At 66.3% G+C, this 18045-nt stretch carries 14 protein-coding genes and 1 tRNA gene; 4 read left to right on the forward strand and 11 right to left on the reverse strand.

Annotated elements, in window-relative coordinates:
• Nucleotides 1-99 precede the first annotated feature (99 nt).
• On the forward strand, nt 100-606 hold the full coding sequence (locus tag LTV02_RS37540; RefSeq protein WP_233036245.1) for an esterase/lipase family protein: 507 nt from the start codon (nt 100-102) through the stop codon (nt 604-606).
• On the opposite strand, the gene LTV02_RS37545 is transcribed toward LTV02_RS37540, so the two are convergent.
• From LTV02_RS37545 to LTV02_RS37560, 4 genes are all read right to left on the reverse strand, one after another.
• Nucleotides 561-2714 carry a 3-hydroxyacyl-CoA dehydrogenase NAD-binding domain-containing protein gene (locus LTV02_RS37545; protein ID WP_233036246.1) on the reverse strand — a complete coding sequence of 718 codons (2154 nt, stop codon included), beginning with the start codon at nt 2712-2714 and terminating at the stop codon, nt 561-563. The two genes, LTV02_RS37540 and LTV02_RS37545, sit on opposite strands and share 46 nt — an antisense overlap.
• Nucleotides 2715-2719: 5 nt before the next feature.
• Nucleotides 2720-3934 carry an acetyl-CoA C-acetyltransferase gene (locus tag LTV02_RS37550; RefSeq protein WP_233036247.1) on the reverse strand — a complete coding sequence of 405 codons (1215 nt, stop codon included), beginning with the start codon at nt 3932-3934 and terminating at the stop codon, nt 2720-2722.
• Nucleotides 3935-4004: 70 nt separating this feature from the next.
• Complete coding sequence (locus tag LTV02_RS37555; protein WP_233036248.1) at nt 4005-5165, reverse strand: acyl-CoA dehydrogenase family protein; 1161 nt, start codon at nt 5163-5165, stop codon at nt 4005-4007.
• 7 nt (nt 5166-5172) lie between these two features.
• Nucleotides 5173-6012 (reverse strand): CoA transferase, encoded by an 840-nt coding sequence (locus LTV02_RS37560; RefSeq protein WP_233036249.1) that lies wholly within the window; start codon nt 6010-6012, stop codon nt 5173-5175.
• A gap of 197 nt (nt 6013-6209) precedes the next feature.
• Between LTV02_RS37560 and LTV02_RS37565 the strand changes: the two genes are divergently transcribed.
• Entirely contained in the window at nt 6210-6794 is a 585-nt protein-coding gene (locus LTV02_RS37565) for a TetR/AcrR family transcriptional regulator (protein WP_233036250.1), read from the forward strand.
• Between the two features lie 50 nt (nt 6795-6844).
• Here the strand turns inward: LTV02_RS37565 and LTV02_RS37570 are convergent, their stop codons facing one another.
• Entirely contained in the window at nt 6845-8620 is a 1776-nt protein-coding gene (locus LTV02_RS37570) for an AMP-dependent synthetase/ligase (RefSeq protein WP_233036251.1), read from the reverse strand.
• Nucleotides 8621-8861: 241 nt separating this feature from the next.
• On the opposite strand from LTV02_RS37570, the gene LTV02_RS37575 reads away from it, so the two are divergent.
• Nucleotides 8862-9893 carry an alpha/beta fold hydrolase gene (locus LTV02_RS37575; protein WP_233036252.1) on the forward strand — a complete coding sequence of 344 codons (1032 nt, stop codon included), beginning with the start codon at nt 8862-8864 and terminating at the stop codon, nt 9891-9893.
• Between the two features lie 123 nt (nt 9894-10016).
• Here LTV02_RS37575 and LTV02_RS37580 read toward each other — a convergent pair whose 3' ends face one another.
• From LTV02_RS37580 to orn, 4 genes are all read right to left on the reverse strand, one after another.
• Nucleotides 10017-11180 (reverse strand): acyl-CoA dehydrogenase family protein, encoded by a 1164-nt coding sequence (locus LTV02_RS37580; RefSeq protein WP_233036253.1) that lies wholly within the window; start codon nt 11178-11180, stop codon nt 10017-10019.
• 171 nt (nt 11181-11351) lie between these two features.
• Nucleotides 11352-12848, reverse strand: coding sequence for a multicopper oxidase family protein (locus LTV02_RS37585; protein WP_233036254.1), 1497 nt, complete (start codon nt 12846-12848; stop codon nt 11352-11354).
• A gap of 217 nt (nt 12849-13065) precedes the next feature.
• A tRNA-His gene (locus LTV02_RS37590) sits at nt 13066-13138 on the reverse strand.
• A gap of 86 nt (nt 13139-13224) precedes the next feature.
• On the reverse strand, nt 13225-13821 hold the full coding sequence (orn, locus tag LTV02_RS37595; RefSeq protein WP_408639449.1) for an oligoribonuclease: 597 nt from the start codon (nt 13819-13821) through the stop codon (nt 13225-13227).
• Between the two features lie 177 nt (nt 13822-13998).
• Between orn and LTV02_RS37600 the strand changes: the two genes are divergently transcribed.
• Nucleotides 13999-15753, forward strand: coding sequence for a helicase HerA-like domain-containing protein (locus tag LTV02_RS37600; protein WP_233036256.1), 1755 nt, complete (start codon nt 13999-14001; stop codon nt 15751-15753).
• A gap of 5 nt (nt 15754-15758) precedes the next feature.
• Here the strand turns inward: LTV02_RS37600 and lysA are convergent, their stop codons facing one another.
• Both lysA and cmrA read right to left on the reverse strand, forming a co-directional pair.
• Nucleotides 15759-17105 carry a diaminopimelate decarboxylase gene (lysA, locus tag LTV02_RS37605; RefSeq protein WP_233036257.1) on the reverse strand — a complete coding sequence of 449 codons (1347 nt, stop codon included), beginning with the start codon at nt 17103-17105 and terminating at the stop codon, nt 15759-15761.
• 131 nt (nt 17106-17236) lie between these two features.
• On the reverse strand, nt 17237-18034 hold the full coding sequence (cmrA, locus tag LTV02_RS37610; protein ID WP_233036258.1) for a mycolate reductase: 798 nt from the start codon (nt 18032-18034) through the stop codon (nt 17237-17239).
• Between the last annotated feature and the right edge of the window lie 11 nt (nt 18035-18045).

The following is an 18045-nucleotide window of genomic DNA, read 5'->3' on the forward strand; positions in this document are numbered from 1 at the left end:
CCGCAGCACATCTTCTGAACAGACCCTTTTTCGCAAACTCGCACGCATGCCGTTCGGATCTGGAATCCGGGCACGGCGGCGGCCGGCAGCTATGCCGTGATGCCGGACTTCTTCGGCGCAGTGGCCGCCTCCACCCTCGACCCGGCCGCCGCGCCGCCGGGAGTCAACAATCCGGCCTGCAAGCTCAGTGCCGCACATCCGCGTCCGGTCATCCTCATTACCGGGACGTTCGAGAACATGGTCGACAACTGGAGCGCGATGGGTCCCGTCCTGGCCGACAACGGCTACTGCGTGTTCTCGATGGCGCACGGCGCTCCCGCGGGCAATTTCCTGCAGAGTGTCGGACCGTTCGTGGATTCGGCGAATCAGGTTGCCGCCCAGATCGACTCGGTCATCGCCGGCTACGGCGGGAAGGTCAAGGTCGACCTCGTCGGGCATTCACAGGGCGGCACCCTGGCGCTCTACATCGCGAAGGTGCTGAAGTACGCACCGAAGATCGGCGGAAAAGGTCGTGCCCACGAGGATGTCTCGTGGGCACGACCTATGGAATACCTTGCGGGCTACTCGGCCTTCAGGCTGTCCGGGAGGCGGAAGCGGTTGCCGTAGCGGGCGGTGAGTTCTTCGGCGCGGGCGATGAAAGCCGCACGGCCGCCGGGGTATCCGGTGATGAACTGGCGGACGCCGCCGGACCAGGCGGGAAAGCCGATGCCGAAGATGGAGCCGATATTGGCGTCCGGGTCGGAGGCGATGACGCCTTCGTCGTAGCACTTCTGGGTTTCGATGGCCTGGATGAACATGTAGCGATCACGCAGGTCTTCGAAGGGGACAGCGAGTTTCGTGGTGGTGGAGTACTCCTCGCGCAGGCCCTGCCACAGGCCGGCGCGCTTGCCGTCGGCGTACTCGTAGAAACCCGCGCCGCCGATCTTGCCGTTGCGATCGAACTTGTCGATCAGGGCGTCGATGACACCGCTTGCGGCCGTGACGGATTCGGTCAGCTCCGTGCCCTCCGCCCGGGCCGCGGCGATGTTCTCGTTCATGATCTTGCGGATGGTGCCGAAGGAAAGTTCGTCGGCGACCTGGAGGGGCGCGGCCGGGTAGCCGGCCTGGAAGCCCGCCTGCTCGATGGTGGCCGGGTCGATGCCCTCGGTGAGCATGGTCATGGCCTCGAGCAGGTACGTGCTGAACACGCGGGTGGTGAAGAAGCCGCGGCCGTCATTGACGACGATCGGGTATTTCTTGATGGCGAGGGTGTAATCGATGACGCGCGCGAGGGTTTCGTCGGAAGTCCGCTCACCCTTGATGATCTCGATCGGCTGCATGGCTTCGACCGGGGAGAAGAAGTGGATGCCGATGAAGTCCTCGGGGCGCTTCACACCGGTCGCCAGACCGGTGATGGGCAGCGAGGAGGTGTTCGAACCCAGTACCGCGTCCGCGTCCACCACGTCTTCGATCTCGGCGAACACCTTGTTCTTGAGCTCAGGGTTCTCGAACACTGCCTCGACGACGAAGTCCACGCCCGCAAGATCTTTCGCGTCCGCACTGGGCTGGATGCGGTCCAGGAGCGCCTTGGACTTCTCCTCGGTCGTGCGACCCTTCGCGAGAGCCTTGGCCTCGAGGTTCTCCGAGTAGGCTTTACCCTTCTGGGCGGCTTCCAGCGAAATGTCCTTCAGCACCACCTCGATGCCCGCCTTGGCGGTGACGTAGGCGATGCCCGCGCCCATCATCCCCGCGCCCAGGATGCCGACCTTCTTGGGCTTGCGCACCGGGTAACCCTCGGGACGCGAGCCGCCGCCCTGCACCTTCTGCAGGTCGAAGAAGAACGCCTGGATCATGTTCTTGGCCACCGGGCCGGTGACCAGGCTGGTGAAGTAGCGGGCCTCGATCTTCTGCGCGGTGTCGAAATCGACCTGTGCGCCCTCGATCGCGGCGGCCAGGATGGCGCGCGGTGCGGGCATATCGTGCTGGCCCTTGAGCTGCTTGTGCAGGTTGGCCGGGAAGGCGGGCAGGTTCGCCGCGAATGCCGGGGTGGACGGGGTGCCGCCGGGGATCTTGTAGCCCTTCACATCCCAGGGCTGCACGTTCTTGTCCGGGTTGGTCTTGATCCACGCCTTGGCGGCGGGCACCAATTCCTCTGTGCTGCTGACCAATTCGTCGACGACGCCGACCTTCAGCGCCTTGGCCGGGGTCATCCGGTCGCCGGTGAGCAGCACCTGCATGAGCGCGCTCTGGATGCCGAGCAGCCGCACGGTCCGCACCACGCCGCCCGCACCGGGCAGCACGCCGAGCATGACCTCGGGCAGGCCGATCACACTGCCGCGCACATCGGCGGCGATGCGGTGATGGGTGGCCAGCGCCAGTTCCAGACCGCCGCCGAGGGCCGCGCCATTGATAGCGGCGACGACCGGCTTGCCGATCTTCTCCAGCCGGCGCAGGTCACCCTTGATGCGCATGGAGCCGTCGAACAGCTCCTGCGCGTTCTCCGGTCCGGCCTGAATGATCTGCGTCAGGTCCGCTCCGGCGAAGAAGGTGTTCTTGCCGGAGGTGATCACGACGCCGGTAATTCCGTCGATCTCGGCTTCCAGGCGGTCGACGGTCGCACCCATCTCCGCGACATAGGCATCGGTGAGCGTGTTGGCCCCGGCGGACGGGTCGTCGATGGTGAGGACGACGATCCCGTCCGCATCCTGTTCCCAGCGAATGATGTTGTCGGTCATAACGTTCAGACCCTCTCGATGATGGCGGCGACGCCCATGCCGCCCGCGACGCAGAGCGTGATCAGGCCGTAGCGGCCGCCGGTGCGCTCGAGCTCGTCGAGCACGGTGCCGACCAGAATGGACCCGGTCGCGCCCAGCGGATGCCCCATGGCGATCGCGCCGCCGTTGACGTTGTACTTCTCGTCCGGAATCCCGAAGTGCGCCTGCACCTTCAACGCCACGGCAGCGAACGCCTCGTTCATCTCGAACACGTCGATCTGATCGACCGTCAAGCCCGCCAGGGCCAGTGCCTTGTCCACAGCCGGAATCGGACCCTCGAACATGAGCACCGGATCGGACCCGCTGGTGGCGTAGGAGGCGATGCGGGCGCGCGGCACCAGCCCGGAAGCCTCCCCGGCCCCCTTGCTGCCGATGAGCACCAGCGCCGCACCATCCACGATGCCGGAGCTGTTGCCGCCGGTGTGCACGTGGCTGACCTTCTCCACGAACGGATACTTCTGCATCGCAACGGCATCGAAGCCGCCGAACTCACCGATGCCCGCGAACGCCGGAGCCAGCTTGCCCAGATCGGCGACGCTGCTGTCGCGGCGGATGTGCTCATCGTGTTCGAGGATGGTGATGCCGTTGATATCCTTCACCGGCACAACCGATTTGGCGAAGTATCCACCGTCCCACGCCTTGGCCGCACGCTGCTGCGAGCGCACCGCGTAGGCGTCCACATCCTCCCGGGTGTACCCCTCGATCGTGGCGAGCAGGTCGCACGCGACACCCTGGGGGATGAAGTAGTTGTCGTACGCGGTGGCGGCGTCGTACGCCATCGCGCCACCGTCACTGCCCATCTGGACCCGCGACATGGATTCCACGCCACCGGCGATGACGAGTTCCTCGAACCCGCCGCGCACGCTGGACGCGGCCATGCCGACCGCGGACAGACCGGAGCCGCAGAATCGGTTGATCTGCACGCCGCCGACGGTGTCGGGCAGACCCGCCAAGTTCACGGCCGTCCGGGCGATATCCATGCCCTGATCGCCGACCGGCGTCACGCAGCCGAGCACCACATCGGCGATGCGGTCCTCGTCCAGATCCGGGAACCGCACCCGCAGTTCCTCGATCAGCCCGACGACCAGCGAGATCGGCTTGACCTCGTGCAAAGATCCTGAGCTCTTGCCCTTCCCGCGCGGAGTGCGGATGGCCTCGAAAATGTATGCCTCAGTTGTCATTCCGACCTTCCGTCGGTAGAGGGGGTTCGGGGGATCCTCACCCGAGAGCCCCCCGAGGGGTAGGAACGGCTCACAGCGAGCGCGAGATGATTTCCTTCATGATTTCGCTGGTGCCGCCGTAGATCTTGTTGACGCGGGCGGCCGCGTACATGCGGGCGATCGGGTACTCGATCATGTAGCCGTAGCCGCCGAAGAACTGCACGCAGCGGTCCACCACGGCGACTGCCTTGTCGGCGGCCACCAGCTTGGCCATGGACGCGGTCGCCGGATCGTTCTTTCCGTTGATGTACTGCTGGATGCAGTAGTCGACGGTGGTCTTGATGGACAACACCTCGGCCTTGAGCTCGGCGAGCTCGAACTTGTTGTGCTGGAATTTGATCAGCGGCCGGCCGAAGGCCTCGCGATCCTTGGTGTACTTCAGCGCCTCCAGCACGGCGGCCTCGGCCATGCCCGCGCAGAGGGCGGCGATGATCAGCCGCTCGCGCGCCAACTGCTCCATCAGCTGGTAGAAGCCCAGACCTTCTTGTGCGCCGAGGAGATTGGTGACCGGCACCCGCATATCGGAGAAGAACAGCTCACGAGTGTCCTGCCCGTGCTGGCCGACCTTCTCCAGCACCCGGCCGCGCTCGAAGCCCGGCAGATCCCTGGTCTCGGCGACGATCAGCGACACGCCCGCCGCGCCCTGTGCGGGATCGGTCTTGGCGACGATCACCAGCAGATCGCAGTGGGTTCCATTGGAGATGAACGTCTTCGAGCCGTTGATGACGTAGTGGTCGCCGTCGCGAATGGCGGTGGTCTTGACCGCCTGCAGGTCCGAGCCGGTGCCGGGCTCGGTCATGGCGATGGCCAGAACCAGCTCACCGGAGATGATGCCCGGCATCCAGCGCGCTCGCTGCTCGTCATTGGAGTAGGTGTTCACATAGTGCGCCACGATCGGCGAGTGCACGATCCAGCCGGACGCGGAGTCGTGAGCCAGCGCCAGCTCCTCGGCGATCACCGCGGACAGGCCGAAATCGCCCGCGAGACCGCCGTATTCCTCCGGCAGGTCCACACCCAGCAGGCCCGCGGACCCCATTTTGTTCCAGAACTCCCGGTCCACCTGGTGTTCCTTGGCCCAGCGTTCCTGGTTCGGCGTCGCCTCTTTACGCAGGAACTCCGCAGCGTGCTTGCGCAGTTCGCGGTGCTGCTCGGTCTCCCAGGACGCCTGGTAATCGGGGAACAGTTCGGACATCGTTGTTCTACTCTCCGGAGGTGGATGGGACGCGAATCCCGTTGAGGGGAATGTCGACCCGGGCCGCGATGGCCTCGAGCTCGGCAATGGTCTTGTCGGCGAAGGCGGCCCGCAGGCTCTCGTGATCGCCGCTGGCGTCGAAGGTTTCGATGGTGCGCATGAAGAAGTGCGGTTCGACAGCGCCGAGGGCGACGTGGCCGTCCGCGCACTCGTAGATCCCGTAGCCGGGGAACGCGCCGCCGAGCACCGCGCCCGGACCCATGAGCCGGTAGCGCACGGCGTCGCCCGCACGGGCGGCCGCGTCTTCCAGCGCGACCCGATACGGCTGTCCCGCACCAGTCGCCGCGCGTCGCACCAGCGCGGCCAATGCGGTGGACACCGCCCGCTCCGCACCGAGCATGTCGGCGATCGGCACGGTCGGCATGTGCGGCGGCGTGAGCGTGGCGTGCACGGCCTGATAGTTCAGATCGTGGCCGGGGACCTCGGGCTCGCCGGCGTGGCCCACGATCTCGATGAGCGACAGCTTCGGGAACCGCTCCTGCGGCTGTGCCAGACCCAGCCGGGCCAGCGCCGAGGGACGCATCGAGGTGATCAGCAGGTCCGCGTCGGCCAGCAATTCGTCGAGCTTGGCGCGGTCAGCGTCCTGTTTCACATCGAGGGAGACGACCTCCTGCCGCTCGATCAGCATGCGATACCAGTCGGGCGCGGCGGCGGCGAGCGGATCACCGCTGGGCGGCTCGACCTTGACGACCCGTGCCCCGAGCTCCGCCAACCGCGCTGCGGCCAGTGGTCCGGGCAGGTTCACCGCCAGCGAGACCACCCCCACGCCATCGAGGGGTTGCGTCATTCTGCCTCCATACTCACGAACGATACGCTTGTATCGTACATGGGTCTTTCGTTAAGACAACTGTCAGTGCGCACAACACCGAAGCCGAACTCTCGAGCGTCGGACCATGAGGAATACAGATGTATCGATTACGATGCGGTGCATGCGCTGGCCTTACACTCCGTAGGATCGACCGCGTATTCGACGAGCGAGGACTGATGCTGAACCCACGGGCGACCAATGACGACCTGACCGCCAAGGCGCGTATTCGCAACGCCGCCATGGACCTCTACGCGCAGTACGGCGCGGAACGGGTCTCCCTGCGTGCGGTCGCCGGCGAGGCCGGGGTCACCCTGGGCCTGGTGCAGCATCACTTCAAGACCAAGGCCGGGCTGATCGACGCCGTCGATCAGCTCGTGGTCGACTACTTCGCGGCCGCCGTCGGTTCGGTGCCGCCTACCGGCACCGCCGCCGAGGTGGCCGCCGCCCGGGACGAGGCCGTGCGCACCATGCTGCACAACAATCCGGCCGTGGTGAACTATGTGCGCCGGGCCGTGCTGGAACCGTCCGAAACCCGAATCCGGCTGCTGGACACGCTGATCGACCTGACCCGCCGCGAGGTCTCCGGCCTGCGCGAGGCCGGGATCGCCTCCACGCGCCGCCGTGAATCCGACCAGATCGTGTCCGTGCTGGTCCGCCAGCTCGGGGAACTGCTGCTCGCACCGCTGGTGGACGCGGTGTGGGAGCGCGTCGCCGAACCGGGCAATACGAAGCCCCGCCTGGCGATCAAACTCGAGGACTGACAGGGCCTTTCGACCGGGAGCGTGGCGACGTGCTCCCGGTTTCCGGGAACTCAGCTGTACATGTCGTCGATCCGGTCGGCGTAGGCCGTGGCGATCGGCTTGCGGCGCAGCTTGTTCGTCGCGGTCAGGTAGTCGCTGCCCGGCTCCCACACCTCGGGCACCACGCTGAACTTCTTGACCTGCTCCACCCGCGAGAGCGTCGCATTGGCGGCGTCGACACCGGCCTGAATGCGCTCGTGCACCTTCGGATGGTGCGCCAGTTCCGCGATGGTGCCCGAAATGCCCTCGCGCGCAGCGAAAGCCGTGACGGCGTCGGGGTCCAGGGTGATCAGTGCCGTGTTGTACTGCCGCCCGTCGCCGATGGCCACCACCGGTCCGGCCAGTGCGGTGTGGGCGGTGATGGCATTCTCGATATTGGCCGGTGACATGTTCTTGCCGGCCGCGTTGATGATCAGTTCCTTCTTGCGGTCGACGATCTTCAGATTGCCCTCGGCATCGAACGCGCCGACATCACCGCTGTGCAGCCAGCCGTCCGAATCGATGGCCTCGGCGGTTTTCTCGGGGTCTTTGCGGTAGCCGCGCATGATCATGGGGCCGCGGGCGAGGATTTCTCCGTCGCCGGCGAGCTTGATTTCCGCCCCCGGAACGGGTGTGCCCACGGTTCCCACCCGGATGTGATCGGGCTGGTTGATCGTCAGCGGGCAGGTCGCCTCGGTCAGGCCCCACGCCTCGCACACCGTCACGCCGAGACCGAGGGTGAACTCGAGCACCTCGGGCGGAATGGGCGCCGTCGAGGACACCGCGAGCCGGAACTGATCCAATCCGAGCTGGGCGCGGATCTTGCCCAGCAGCCTGTCGGCAACTGCGTACTGCACACGATCGGCGAGACTCGCTTCCCGGCCGTGCGATTTCGCGCGGCCCACGCGCAGGCCCGTAGCGAGCGCCCAGCCCAGCAACGCCCGTTCGACCGGCGACTTCGCCGCGACAGCGGCTTCGATCCCGGCTTTCGCTTTGATCCATACCCGTGGCACGCCCAGGAACAGCGTCGGCCGGACCTCCACCAGGGCGGCGCCGACCTGCTTGAAATCGGCGCTGGTGGTGATGGTCGCGCCGTACTTCATCTGCGGATAGTGCGTCAGCCAGCGGTTGGCCATATGCGCGTCGGGCAGGTAGGAGATCAGTCGGTCGGAGGCTCCGAGGGTGAGCCCCTTCATCTCGTCGTAGAGCCGCATGCTGGCGAGCAGATTGGTGTGCGTGATCTCCACCGCCTTCGGCATGCCGGTGGTACCGGAGGTGTAAACCAGGGTCACGACATCCTCCGGACCGACTGCGCGCCAGGCGGATTCGAAGTCGAAGTCGGCGGCGGGCGCCGCCTCCACCTGCTGCAAGGTGAGCACCCCGGACTCCGCGCCGTCGAGCACGATGAGGTGTTCGACCTTGCCGCCCTGCGCCATACCGGCCCTGATCGCCGGGAGGAACTGCCGTTCGCAGATCACCGCTTTGGCGTCGGAGTTGTCCAGCTGGAAGCCGATGACCTCCGGCGGGTTGGTGTTGTAGATGGAGAACGGCGTGGCTCCGGTGTGCAGGACCGCGGTATCGCACAGATGGAATTCGGGCCGGTTGGTCATCATGAACGCGACCGTGTCGCCACGGCCGATGCCCAGCCCGGCCAGTCCGGCCGCAATCGAGCGCACCCGGTCGCCGTACTCCCGCCAGGTCACGGTGACCGCATCGCCGAGCGTGCGCAAGGCCGTGTGCTCGGGCCAGGCAGCGCGCAGTGTGCTCTGGAATGCCTCACACAGGGTGCGCGGGGACGGATCGGACATGGCGGCAACACCTTTCAGCTCATCCGGTGCACAAGGTCGACCCAGTTCAGCGACTTGTGCGTCGACCAAATGTATAGAGTGACTGACATGTGGTCAATACAAGTGTATAGGACTGGGCTCACAACAGTACTGGTCACCCACATAGGCTGGCTGTACATCTGTACCAAGATCTGATCAAATGTAAATACTGTGAACGTCGGTCGCGGCAAGTCCGGACCAATACGCAAAGGAGCGTATCCACGTGAACTGGACCGCCCTCGGGGCTCAATTCGGCGTGGACGGCCGCCTTGCCGAACTGCTCCGCACCACCTGGCCGCCGGCCGTCGCCACGGAGTTCGGGTACGGCGACACCGCGACCGAACTGTTCCGCAATCCGCGAATCCCGTTCAATGCCGCGACCGTCGAGACCGCCGACGGCGCCCGCCTGCACGTCCGCGAATTCGGCCCGCGCGATGCGCAGCCGATCGTGCTGCTGCATGGCTGGGGCTGCCGGATCGAATACTGGAATCCCCAGATCAACTTGCTCGCCGACCGCTACCGCGTCATCGCGCTGGACCTGCGCGGCTTCGGCCGCAGCACGCAGGGCGAACGCCCGTTCGGTGTCGACGCCCTCGGGGACGATCTGTCGGACGTGCTCGCCGCCACCATCGCGGCCGGTCAGCAGGCCGCCATCGTCGGACACAGCCTCGGGGGCGTCACTCTCATGAGCTGGGCCGCCCGGCACCCCGGGGCAGTCCGGCGCTACGCACGTTCGGTCCTGCTCATGGACACCGTCGCCGAGAACTTCCCGGTGCATTCCCGGGCGGTCCCGCTCCCCGAGGCATTCGGCGGGCTGCGCACGCGATTGCAACGCCGATACGTCGGGCAACTCCCGATCCTCGATCCGCGGCTGATGGGTCCGCTGCTGCGCAGCCGCGCCCTGTCGAACACGGCAACCGTGGACCAGACCCGCTTCGTCGCCGCGATCATCGGTAGCTGCCCCAACCCCTTCCGGACCCGGGCACTGAAGGTACTGCCCGGCCTGGACGTCACCGCCGGCCTGCCCAACCTCACCGTTCCGGTCACCGTCATGGTGGGCGATCGCGACGCTCTGACGCCGCCGAGTGCGTCACGCGCCATTACCGACATTCTCACCAGGGCGGGTAATCCACCCCGGTACGTGCAGTACCCGATGCTCGGCCACTGCGTGAATCTGCAGGATCCGCAGGCCGTTACGGCGGAGATCGAACGCACCGTGCACACGGCCAGGGCGAAGGATCGCGCGGCCGGCTGAGTGCCATGGTCCGACACAGCGAAGCGCTCCGGAACGGCTACCCGGAGCGCTTCGCTGATGCGGTCCTCGTCCAGACCCGTTACGCGCGAACGCAATTCGCCGATCAGCCCGTCATTTCATTCCTCAGAGAGAGCGCCCGATGAGCTCGCGCATGATTTCGCTGGTGCCCGCGTAGATGGTCTGGGCACGTGCGGCCACGAAGGCCTGGGCGATGGGGTACTCCATCATGTAGCCGTAACCGCCGAAGAGCTGCAGGCACTTCGAGGTGATCTCGAACTGCTTCTCCGAGGTCCACAGCTTGGCGATGGCCAGACTCGGCAGGTCGAGCGTGCCCGCGATGGCCTCTTCGACGCAGTAGTCGACCAGGGTCTTACCGGCCAGTACATCGGCCTTGCAGTCGGCCAGCACGAATTTGGTGTTCTGAAAGCCGATGATGGGGCGGCCGAACGCCTCGCGCTGCTTGGTGTACGCGACAGCTTCCAGGACGGCGGTCTCGGCGCCGGCGACCGCGTAGACCGACAGGATGAGCCGCTCGCGGGTGAGCTGGTTCATCAGCTGATAGAAGCCCTGGCCCTCCGCCCCGCCGAGGACGTTCGCCGCGGGCACTCGCATGTTGTCGAAGAACAGCTCGCGAGTGTCCTGCCCATGCTGCCCGATCTTCTTCAGCACGCGTCCGCGCGAAAACCCCTGCAGGCCGGCGGTTTCCGCCACGATCAGAGACACCCCCTGCGCGCCCCGGGCGGGGTCGGTTTTGGCGACGATGATCACCGCGTCGCAGTGGGTGCCATTGGAGATGAAGGTCTTCGACCCGTTGATGACGTATTCGTCGCCCTCGCGCACGGCGGTGGTCTTCACCGCCTGCAGATCCGACCCGGTCCCCGGCTCGGTCATGGCGATGGCAAGCACCAGGTCGCCACTGGCGGCCCCCGGCAACCAGCGCCGCTTCTGCTCGTCGGTGCCGTACGCCTGGATGTAGTGCGCGGCAATGGTGGAATGCACCGCCCACCCGCCGAGCGCGGTGTCGCGCGCGAAGGCCAGCTCCTCGGCGATCACGGCCTCGTGGCCGAAATTGCCTCCGCCGCCGCCGAATTCCTCCGCGACATCGAGGCACAGCAGCCCCGCATCACCCATCTTGTTCCAGAACTCGCGATCGACCTGGTGCTGTTCGGCCCAGCGCTCCTGGTGCGGGGTCACCTCCTTGGCGAAGAACTCCGCGGCGTGCGCCCGCAGCGCGGAATGCTCCTCTGTCTCCCACCGTGCGCGGTACTGCGGAAACAACCCAGACATCGACGACCTTCCACCATTGGACTGTGTGTACGACCAAATATAGATTCGTACATGCAAATAATCAATACAACTGTATTGTCCAGCGGGTATGAAGGGCCTGAGTTCTCGTTCAAGGGACAGCCGGATGCCGTATACGTCGAGTTCGAATCGAGACGTGCGCAGGCGGTCGATTCAGTGCGTGCCGTGCCCCGAACCGATGACGTCGGCGGGTTGCTGGTCGGGCGCGAGCACCAGGAACTGGCCCATCATGCCCAGGTCCTCATGGAACATCATGTGGCAGTGGTACATATACGGCCATCGCGGATCGGCGTAGTCGGTGAAACGGATGGCCAGCCGGACACTGCCCCGGGGCGGGACGTTGACCGTGTCCTTCCATCCCGCGAGTTCAGGGGGCGGCGGGTGGCCGCCGATGTCGAGAATGCGGAACATCGAATCGTGAATGTGGAAGTTGTGCAGCCAATCCCGATCGTTGGTCAGCTCCCAGATCTCGGTGGTGCCCAGCGGGACCTGGAAGTCGATGCGCTCCATGTCCATGACCACGTCGTTGATCTTTGTCGGCTGCAGGGTCATGGTGCGCGTGGATGCGCCGGTGAGGTCCATCGGTGCGAGGGCGGCGAGGGAGGCGGGCAGGGCGGGGGAGCTGTCCAGGGCATCGGCCGCACGGAGTTGCAGGACATCGAAGGCGTCGCCGAGTCCGAAACCCGGGATTCCCGGTGCCGGCACTATCCCGGCATTATCCGGAAAGGGGAACGCGCGCAGCATTTTTCGGGCTCCGGGCGAATTCTCGACGATGATCTCCGCGCGCTCGCCGGGGCTGAGGACGAGCCGTCGGGCGGGAACGGGCTCCGCGAGCAGCCCACCGTCGCCTGCGATGATATGGAACCCGGAACCGTCCTCGAAGCCGAAGTTGTACAGGCGCATGGTGGAGCCGTTGAGGATTCGCAGGCGCACTCGCCCGGCGGTGACCGTCAGGTAGGTGCCGGCGATGCCGTTGGTGGTGACGACGGTGCCTAGCAGGCCCATCTTTTCGTCGTCGGTCTCATCGAGCAGTCCGTCCGGAGTGAACTTCTTGTCCTGCACGACCAGGGGAATATCGTCCACCCCATAGTCTTTCGGCAGTCCGAGCCGGTCGGATTCGTCGTCATCGAGCAGGAACAGTCCCGCCAGCCCACGGTAGGCCTGATGCTGGGTGTGCCCGTGCGGATGGGGGTGGTACCAGAGCGTCGCCGCCTGCTGCCGAACGGTCCAGGACGGGCTCCAGACGCCGCCCGGCGGGATGGTCTGATGCGGGCCGCCGTCGTACACCGCGGGTAGATGCATGCCGTGCCAGTGCACCGTGGTGGCCTCGGACAGGTTGTTGCGCACATCGACGGCGACCTGCTCGCCCCGCCGTGCCCGCAGTGTGGGTCCGAGTATCGAGCCCGAGTATCCCCGCGTAGGGATCGGTTGTCCCGCGCGGATTTCGGTGGTCCCGGCGCGAATGTCGAGACCGAACCGGCGCACCCCGCCCTCGACCGTCGAGGGAGCGAGGGGCGGTATGGGCAGCGGCCGCAACCCGTCCATGGTTTCGGCTGGACCGGTCGAGTTGTCAGCGCATGCGACCGAGGCGACGAGGGGTGCGACGACCAGTCCGGCCAGTAGGGTGCGGCGGGAAAGCCTCCCGGTCAACGGGTCGCACCGCATGCGTTGCAGATCATGAAACCTCCGAATGGGGTCGTAACGATCTCAGAATGTGGCGCTGACCAGTGCTGTTCCGCAGAACGAACATCGTACAGGCGTGCGGCCGTCCCACCTGTTCACCACGCCCCGCTCAGCGTGACGCCCGCACAGGCCGGACAAGCGAAAGGCCCAGGCGGGAGAAAACTCTCCGGCCTGGGCCTTCAAGGGTGGCTGACGGGACTCGAACCCGCGACACCCAGGATCACAACCTGGTGCTCTACCAGCTGAACTACAGCCACCATTGCCGGTAACTTCCGGCGCGGAGAAGCTTATCGTGTACCCGCCGTCAGTTCCTAATCGGCTGTTCAGATGGGGTTTCGGAGATCTATTCGGTGGGTGCGGGGCGGGTGCTGGACAGGTCCGCGGCGACGGCGGCGATCTCGGCGGTGGAGGGGCCGGGGGGTGCGACGAAGGCCGTGCGGCGGTAGTACTGGAGTTCGCGGATCGACTCCTGGATGTCGGCCAGGGCGCGGTGGGCGAGGCCCTTCTCGGGCTGGCCGAAGTAGATGCGCGGGTACCAGCGGCGGGCCAGTTCCTTGATGGAGCTGACGTCGATCATGCGGTAGTGCAGGTGGGCATCGAGGGCGGGCATGTCGCGGGCGATGAAACCGCGATCGGTGGCAATGGAATTGCCGGCCAGCGGTACGGTGCGCGGGGTGGGCACGTACTGCTTGATGTAGTCCAGGATCTGCTGCTCGGCCTCGGCCATGGTGACGGTGGAGCGGCGCACCTCTTCGGTGAGCCCGGAGCGGGCGTGCATTTCGGTGACCACCGGCGGCATCGAGGCCAGGGCGGCGTCGTCGGCGTGAATGACGATGTCCACGCCCTCGCCGAGGATATTGAGGTCGCTGTCGGTGACCAGCGCGGCCACCTCGATCAGCTTGTCGCTGTCCAGCCGTAGGCCGGTCATCTCGCAGTCCATCCACACCACGTATTTGTCGCTCACCGAGGCAAGGTTAGTCCTTCGGCGCCGGGTGACCTCGGTGCCCGGCCGCGTCGAGGCCGGTTTGCATGCCGACCGGGCAGTATCGTTCCCCTCGCAGGTTCCGAAGCAGTTGGTTCAGCAGTCGCAGTTGGCACAGCAGACGGAGGAAGTGCGATGACCAGCCCGCAGGAGAAGGCAGCGGCGGCCCGTAAGGCGGCCGAGGACGCGGCCCGGATCGCGGCGGAAGCGGCCGCGGCTGCCGAAGCGGCGGAGAAGGAAGCGGCCGAGCAGGAGGCGGCGGACAAGGCGAAGGCCGACGCGGCCTCGACTTCCGACGCGGCCGGGGGCGGCGGCAAGAAGACGGATTCGGGCGGTGGCAAGGCGAGTGGGGACAAGGGCGCGGCCGCCGCGCAGGAGATCGCCGCCGGCTACGCCATGGAGGGCCTGGCTCTCGAGCTCGGCACCGTGATCGTCGACGGTCAGGTGTATTCCGATGCGCGCGTGCGGATTCCGATGAAGACCATGAACCGGCACGGTCTGGTCGCGGGCGCCACCGGCACCGGTAAGACCAAGACCGTGCAGGGCATCTGCGAACAGCTGTCGGCGGCGGGGGTGCCGGTGGTGGTGGCCGATATCAAGGGCGATCTTTCCGGCCTGTCGCAACCCGGCCAGTCCAATGACAAGATCCTCACCCGCGCACAGGAAACCGGCGACGCCGACTGGAAACCGCAGGGCTATCCGTGCGAGTTCGTCTCCCTCGGCACCGAGGGCATCGGGGTGCCGATCCGCGCCACCATCACCTCGTTCGGCCCGATCCTGCTGTCGAAGGTGCTGGGCCTCAACGAAACCCAGGAATCCACCCTCGGCCTGATCTTCCACTGGTCGGATCAGAACGGCTTCCCGCTGCTCGACCTCAAGGACCTGCGCGCGGTCATCCAATTCCTCACCAGCCCCGAGGGCAAGGAGGATCTGAAGGGCATCGGCGGTGTCTCCGCGCAGACCGCCGGCGTCATCCTGCGCGCCCTGGTCAATCTGGAAGCCGACGGCGGCGACACCTTCTTCGGCGAACCGGAACTCGACCCCGCCGACCTGATGCGCACCCTGGGCGGCCAGGGCGTCATCACCCTGTTCGAACTCGGCGCCCAGGCGTCCCGGCCCCAGATGTTCTCCACCTTCCTGATGTGGGTGCTCGCGGACCTGTTCCAGACCCTCCCCGAAATCGGCGATATGGAGAAACCGAAGCTGGTCTTCATCTTCGACGAAGCCCACCTCCTCTTCACCGGCGCGTCGAAGGCCTTCCTGCAACAGGTCGAGCAAACCGTCAAACTCATCCGCTCCAAGGGCGTCGGCGTCTTCTTCTGCACCCAGCTCCCCACCGACATCCCGAACGCGGTGCTCTCCCAGCTGGGCGCACGAGTCCAGCACGCCCTCCGCGCCTTCACCCCCGAAGACCAAGCGGCCCTGTCCAAGACGGTCCGCACCTACCCCAAGACCGCCACCTACGACCTCGAAAAGGCCCTGACCTCTCTGGGTATCGGCGAAGCCATCGTGACGGTCCTCTCGGAAAAGGGCGCCCCCACCCCCGTCGCCTGGGCCCGCATGCAACCCCCGCGCTCCCTCATGGACACCATCGGCGACGACGGAATCCGTTCGCGAGCACAGCAATCCACGCTCTACTCCAAGTACGGCCAAACCATCGACCGCGATTCCGCCTACGAGATCATGGCCGAGAAGATCGAGAAAGCGGCACAGGAAGCCGAGGACGCGCCCGCACCCACCCGCTCCGGCCGCGCCAAGCAACCGCCGGTCGAGGAGTCCCTCGCCGAAAAGGTCGTCAACAACGCCGCCTTCAAGAATTTCCTCCGCTCGGCCGCCACCGTCGCCGGCCGCGAAATCGGCCGCAGCATCTTCGGCACCCGGAAACGGTAAGCAGCTCAGCGGCCGATATCGCGGCGCAGGAGGTCGTCGATGGTTTCGCGGCGGACCAGTTCTCGGGTGTGGCCGCTGCGGACCGCGACGATGGGTGGGCGGCCGATGCCGTTGTAGGTGGAGGCGAGGCTGTGGTGGTAGGCGCCGGTGCAGGGGACGGCGAGGACTTCGCCGGGGCGGAGGTCCACCGGGAGGCGGACGTCGGTGGCGAGGATATCGCCTGCCTCGCAGTGTCTTCCGGCGATGGTGGCGGTCATGTGCGGGCCTTCGGGGTGGCGGTTGGCGACGACGGCGTCGTAGCGGGCGCCGTAGAGGGCGACGCGGGGGTTGTCGCTCATGCCGCCGTCCACGGTGACGTAGGTGTGGCCGTCGGGGACGTGTTTGACCGACAGGACGCGGTAGAGGGTGATGCCGGCGCGGGCCACGACGGCGCGGCCGGGTTCCAGGGAGAGGGCGGGCCGGGGGAAGCGGAAGCGGGCGCAGGCGGCGTCGAGGGCGTCCTCGATGATGTCGGCCAGTTCGTACAGGTTCATTTCGGCGTCGCCGGGACGGTAGGCGACCGCGTGCCCGCCGCCCAGGTCCAGGTGGGTGAGGGTGATGCCGAATTCGTCACGGATGCGGGCCATTTCGCCGATCATGCGCCGGACCGCCTCACCGTAGGGGAAGGTGTCGTAGATCTGTGAGCCGATATGGCAGTGCAGCCCGGTGAACTCCAGATTCGATTGCCGCGCAATACGTTCGACGGCTTCGTCGGCAGCGCTGCTCTCGAGCGGGAAGCCGAACTTCTGATCCGCCACCCCGGTCCGCACCGCCGGATGCCCGTGCACGTCGATATCGGGCGTCATGCGCAGCAGCACCTGCTGCGGTTTGGTGGCCAGCGCCGACAGCAGGGTGATCTCGGTCAGCGAATCGACCACGATCCGCCCCACCCCGCAGTCGATGGCCGTCTCCAGTTCCGCGAACGGTTTCCCGTTGCCGTGCAGGACAATTCGCTTCGGATCGGTCCACGCCGACAGCGCCACGGCCAGTTCCCCCGCCGAGCAGACGTCGAGCGAGAGCCCTTCCTCGGTGACCCATTCCGCGACCGCGCGGGTGAGCAGCGCCTTGCCCGCGTAGATGATCTCGGCTTCCGGGAACCGCTTGCGGTAGGCCCGGCACCGCGACCGCACCTCGTCCTCGTCGAGCACATAGGTGGGCGTGCCGTACTGATCGGCGATATCGGCCAGCGCCACCCCGCCGACGGTTATCCGCCCGTCGCCGTCGTAATGGGTTTCGCGCGGCCACACGGCCGGATCGAGACGGGGAACCATGCCCCCCGACCGCAACGACGGGAAAATGTCGAGCAGCGTCACTATGTCTCCTGTTGGCGTCCCCGCTATTCCGTATGCGGGGCCGCCTTCAGGACTACGCCGATTTCCGTACCGCCGGTCGCCCCGCTACACGCCCTTGACGCGCGGCGGGGCGATCTTGACGGCTTCTTGACCTAGTTCTCGCCGAGCTTCTTGTACATGGCCCCGGCCACCGGCGAGGTGAGCGAGCGCGGCCCGAACTGCCCGACCAGGCTCATGCCCTTGGAGATCAGGCCCGGCACCACGCGCATCTTGTTGCGGGCCAGTGCATCGATGGTGATCTTGGCGGTGTGCGCGGCGGTGACCCAGATGAATTCCGGGATCTTGTTGCCGACTTCCTCCTGATCCGGATTGTCGGTGCGCACCGGTCCGGGCGCCAGCAGCGTCACATTGATGCCGCTGTTCTTGACCTCGCCGCGCAGCGATTCGGAGAAGGAATTGGTGAACGCCTTGGAGGCCGCGTAGGTGGCATTGTTCGGAATCGGCATATTGCCCGCCGCCGAACCGGTGATGAGAATGCCGCCCGCGCGCCGCCGCAGCATGCCCGGCAGCACGGCCAGGGTGAGATCGTGCACGGCGACGGCATTGAGTTCCATGATGTCGCGCTCGTAATCCAGGTCCAGTTTGGCGAGCGGGCCGAAAGTGGCGACCCCGGCGTTATTGCACAGGATCGCGATATCACGGTCGGCCAGTTCCTTGGCCAGCGGCGCGCGCTGTTCCCGATTCGACAGATCGACCGCGCGGACCTCGGCGGTGATGCCGTACTTGGTGCTCAGCTTCTCGGCGAGCTGATTCAAAAGATCCTCGCGGCGAGCCACCAGAATCAGCGAATAGCCGCGCGAGGCGAGTTCTTCGGCGAGGGCGGTGCCGATCCCGGAGGAGGATCCGGTGACGACGGCACGGTTGTCGGCGGTAGGTGCAGGCAAGCTCACGAGTGCCGAGC

It is taken from the genome of Nocardia yamanashiensis (assembly GCF_021183565.1).
GTDB lineage: Bacteria > Actinomycetota > Actinomycetes > Mycobacteriales > Mycobacteriaceae > Nocardia > Nocardia yamanashiensis.

Coding starts and splice junctions, on each gene's coding strand:
- LTV02_RS37600 (WP_233036256.1), top strand. CDS start 13,999: ATGACCAGCCCGCAGGAGAAGGCAGCGGCGGCCCGTAAGGCGGCCGAG.
- LTV02_RS37555 (WP_233036248.1), bottom strand. CDS start 5,165: ATGTCCGAACTGTTCCCCGATTACCAGGCGTCCTGGGAGACCGAGCAG.
- LTV02_RS37580 (WP_233036253.1), bottom strand. CDS start 11,180: ATGTCTGGGTTGTTTCCGCAGTACCGCGCACGGTGGGAGACAGAGGAG.
- LTV02_RS37550 (WP_233036247.1), bottom strand. CDS start 3,934: ATGACAACTGAGGCATACATTTTCGAGGCCATCCGCACTCCGCGCGGG.
- LTV02_RS37560 (WP_233036249.1), bottom strand. CDS start 6,012: ATGACGCAACCCCTCGATGGCGTGGGGGTGGTCTCGCTGGCGGTGAAC.
- orn (WP_408639449.1), bottom strand. CDS start 13,821: ATGGACTGCGAGATGACCGGCCTACGGCTGGACAGCGACAAGCTGATC.
- LTV02_RS37545 (WP_233036246.1), bottom strand. CDS start 2,714: ATGACCGACAACATCATTCGCTGGGAACAGGATGCGGACGGGATCGTC.
- LTV02_RS37540 (WP_233036245.1), top strand. CDS start 100: ATGCCGGACTTCTTCGGCGCAGTGGCCGCCTCCACCCTCGACCCGGCC.
- LTV02_RS37570 (WP_233036251.1), bottom strand. CDS start 8,620: ATGTCCGATCCGTCCCCGCGCACCCTGTGTGAGGCATTCCAGAGCACA.
- LTV02_RS37565 (WP_233036250.1), top strand. CDS start 6,210: ATGCTGAACCCACGGGCGACCAATGACGACCTGACCGCCAAGGCGCGT.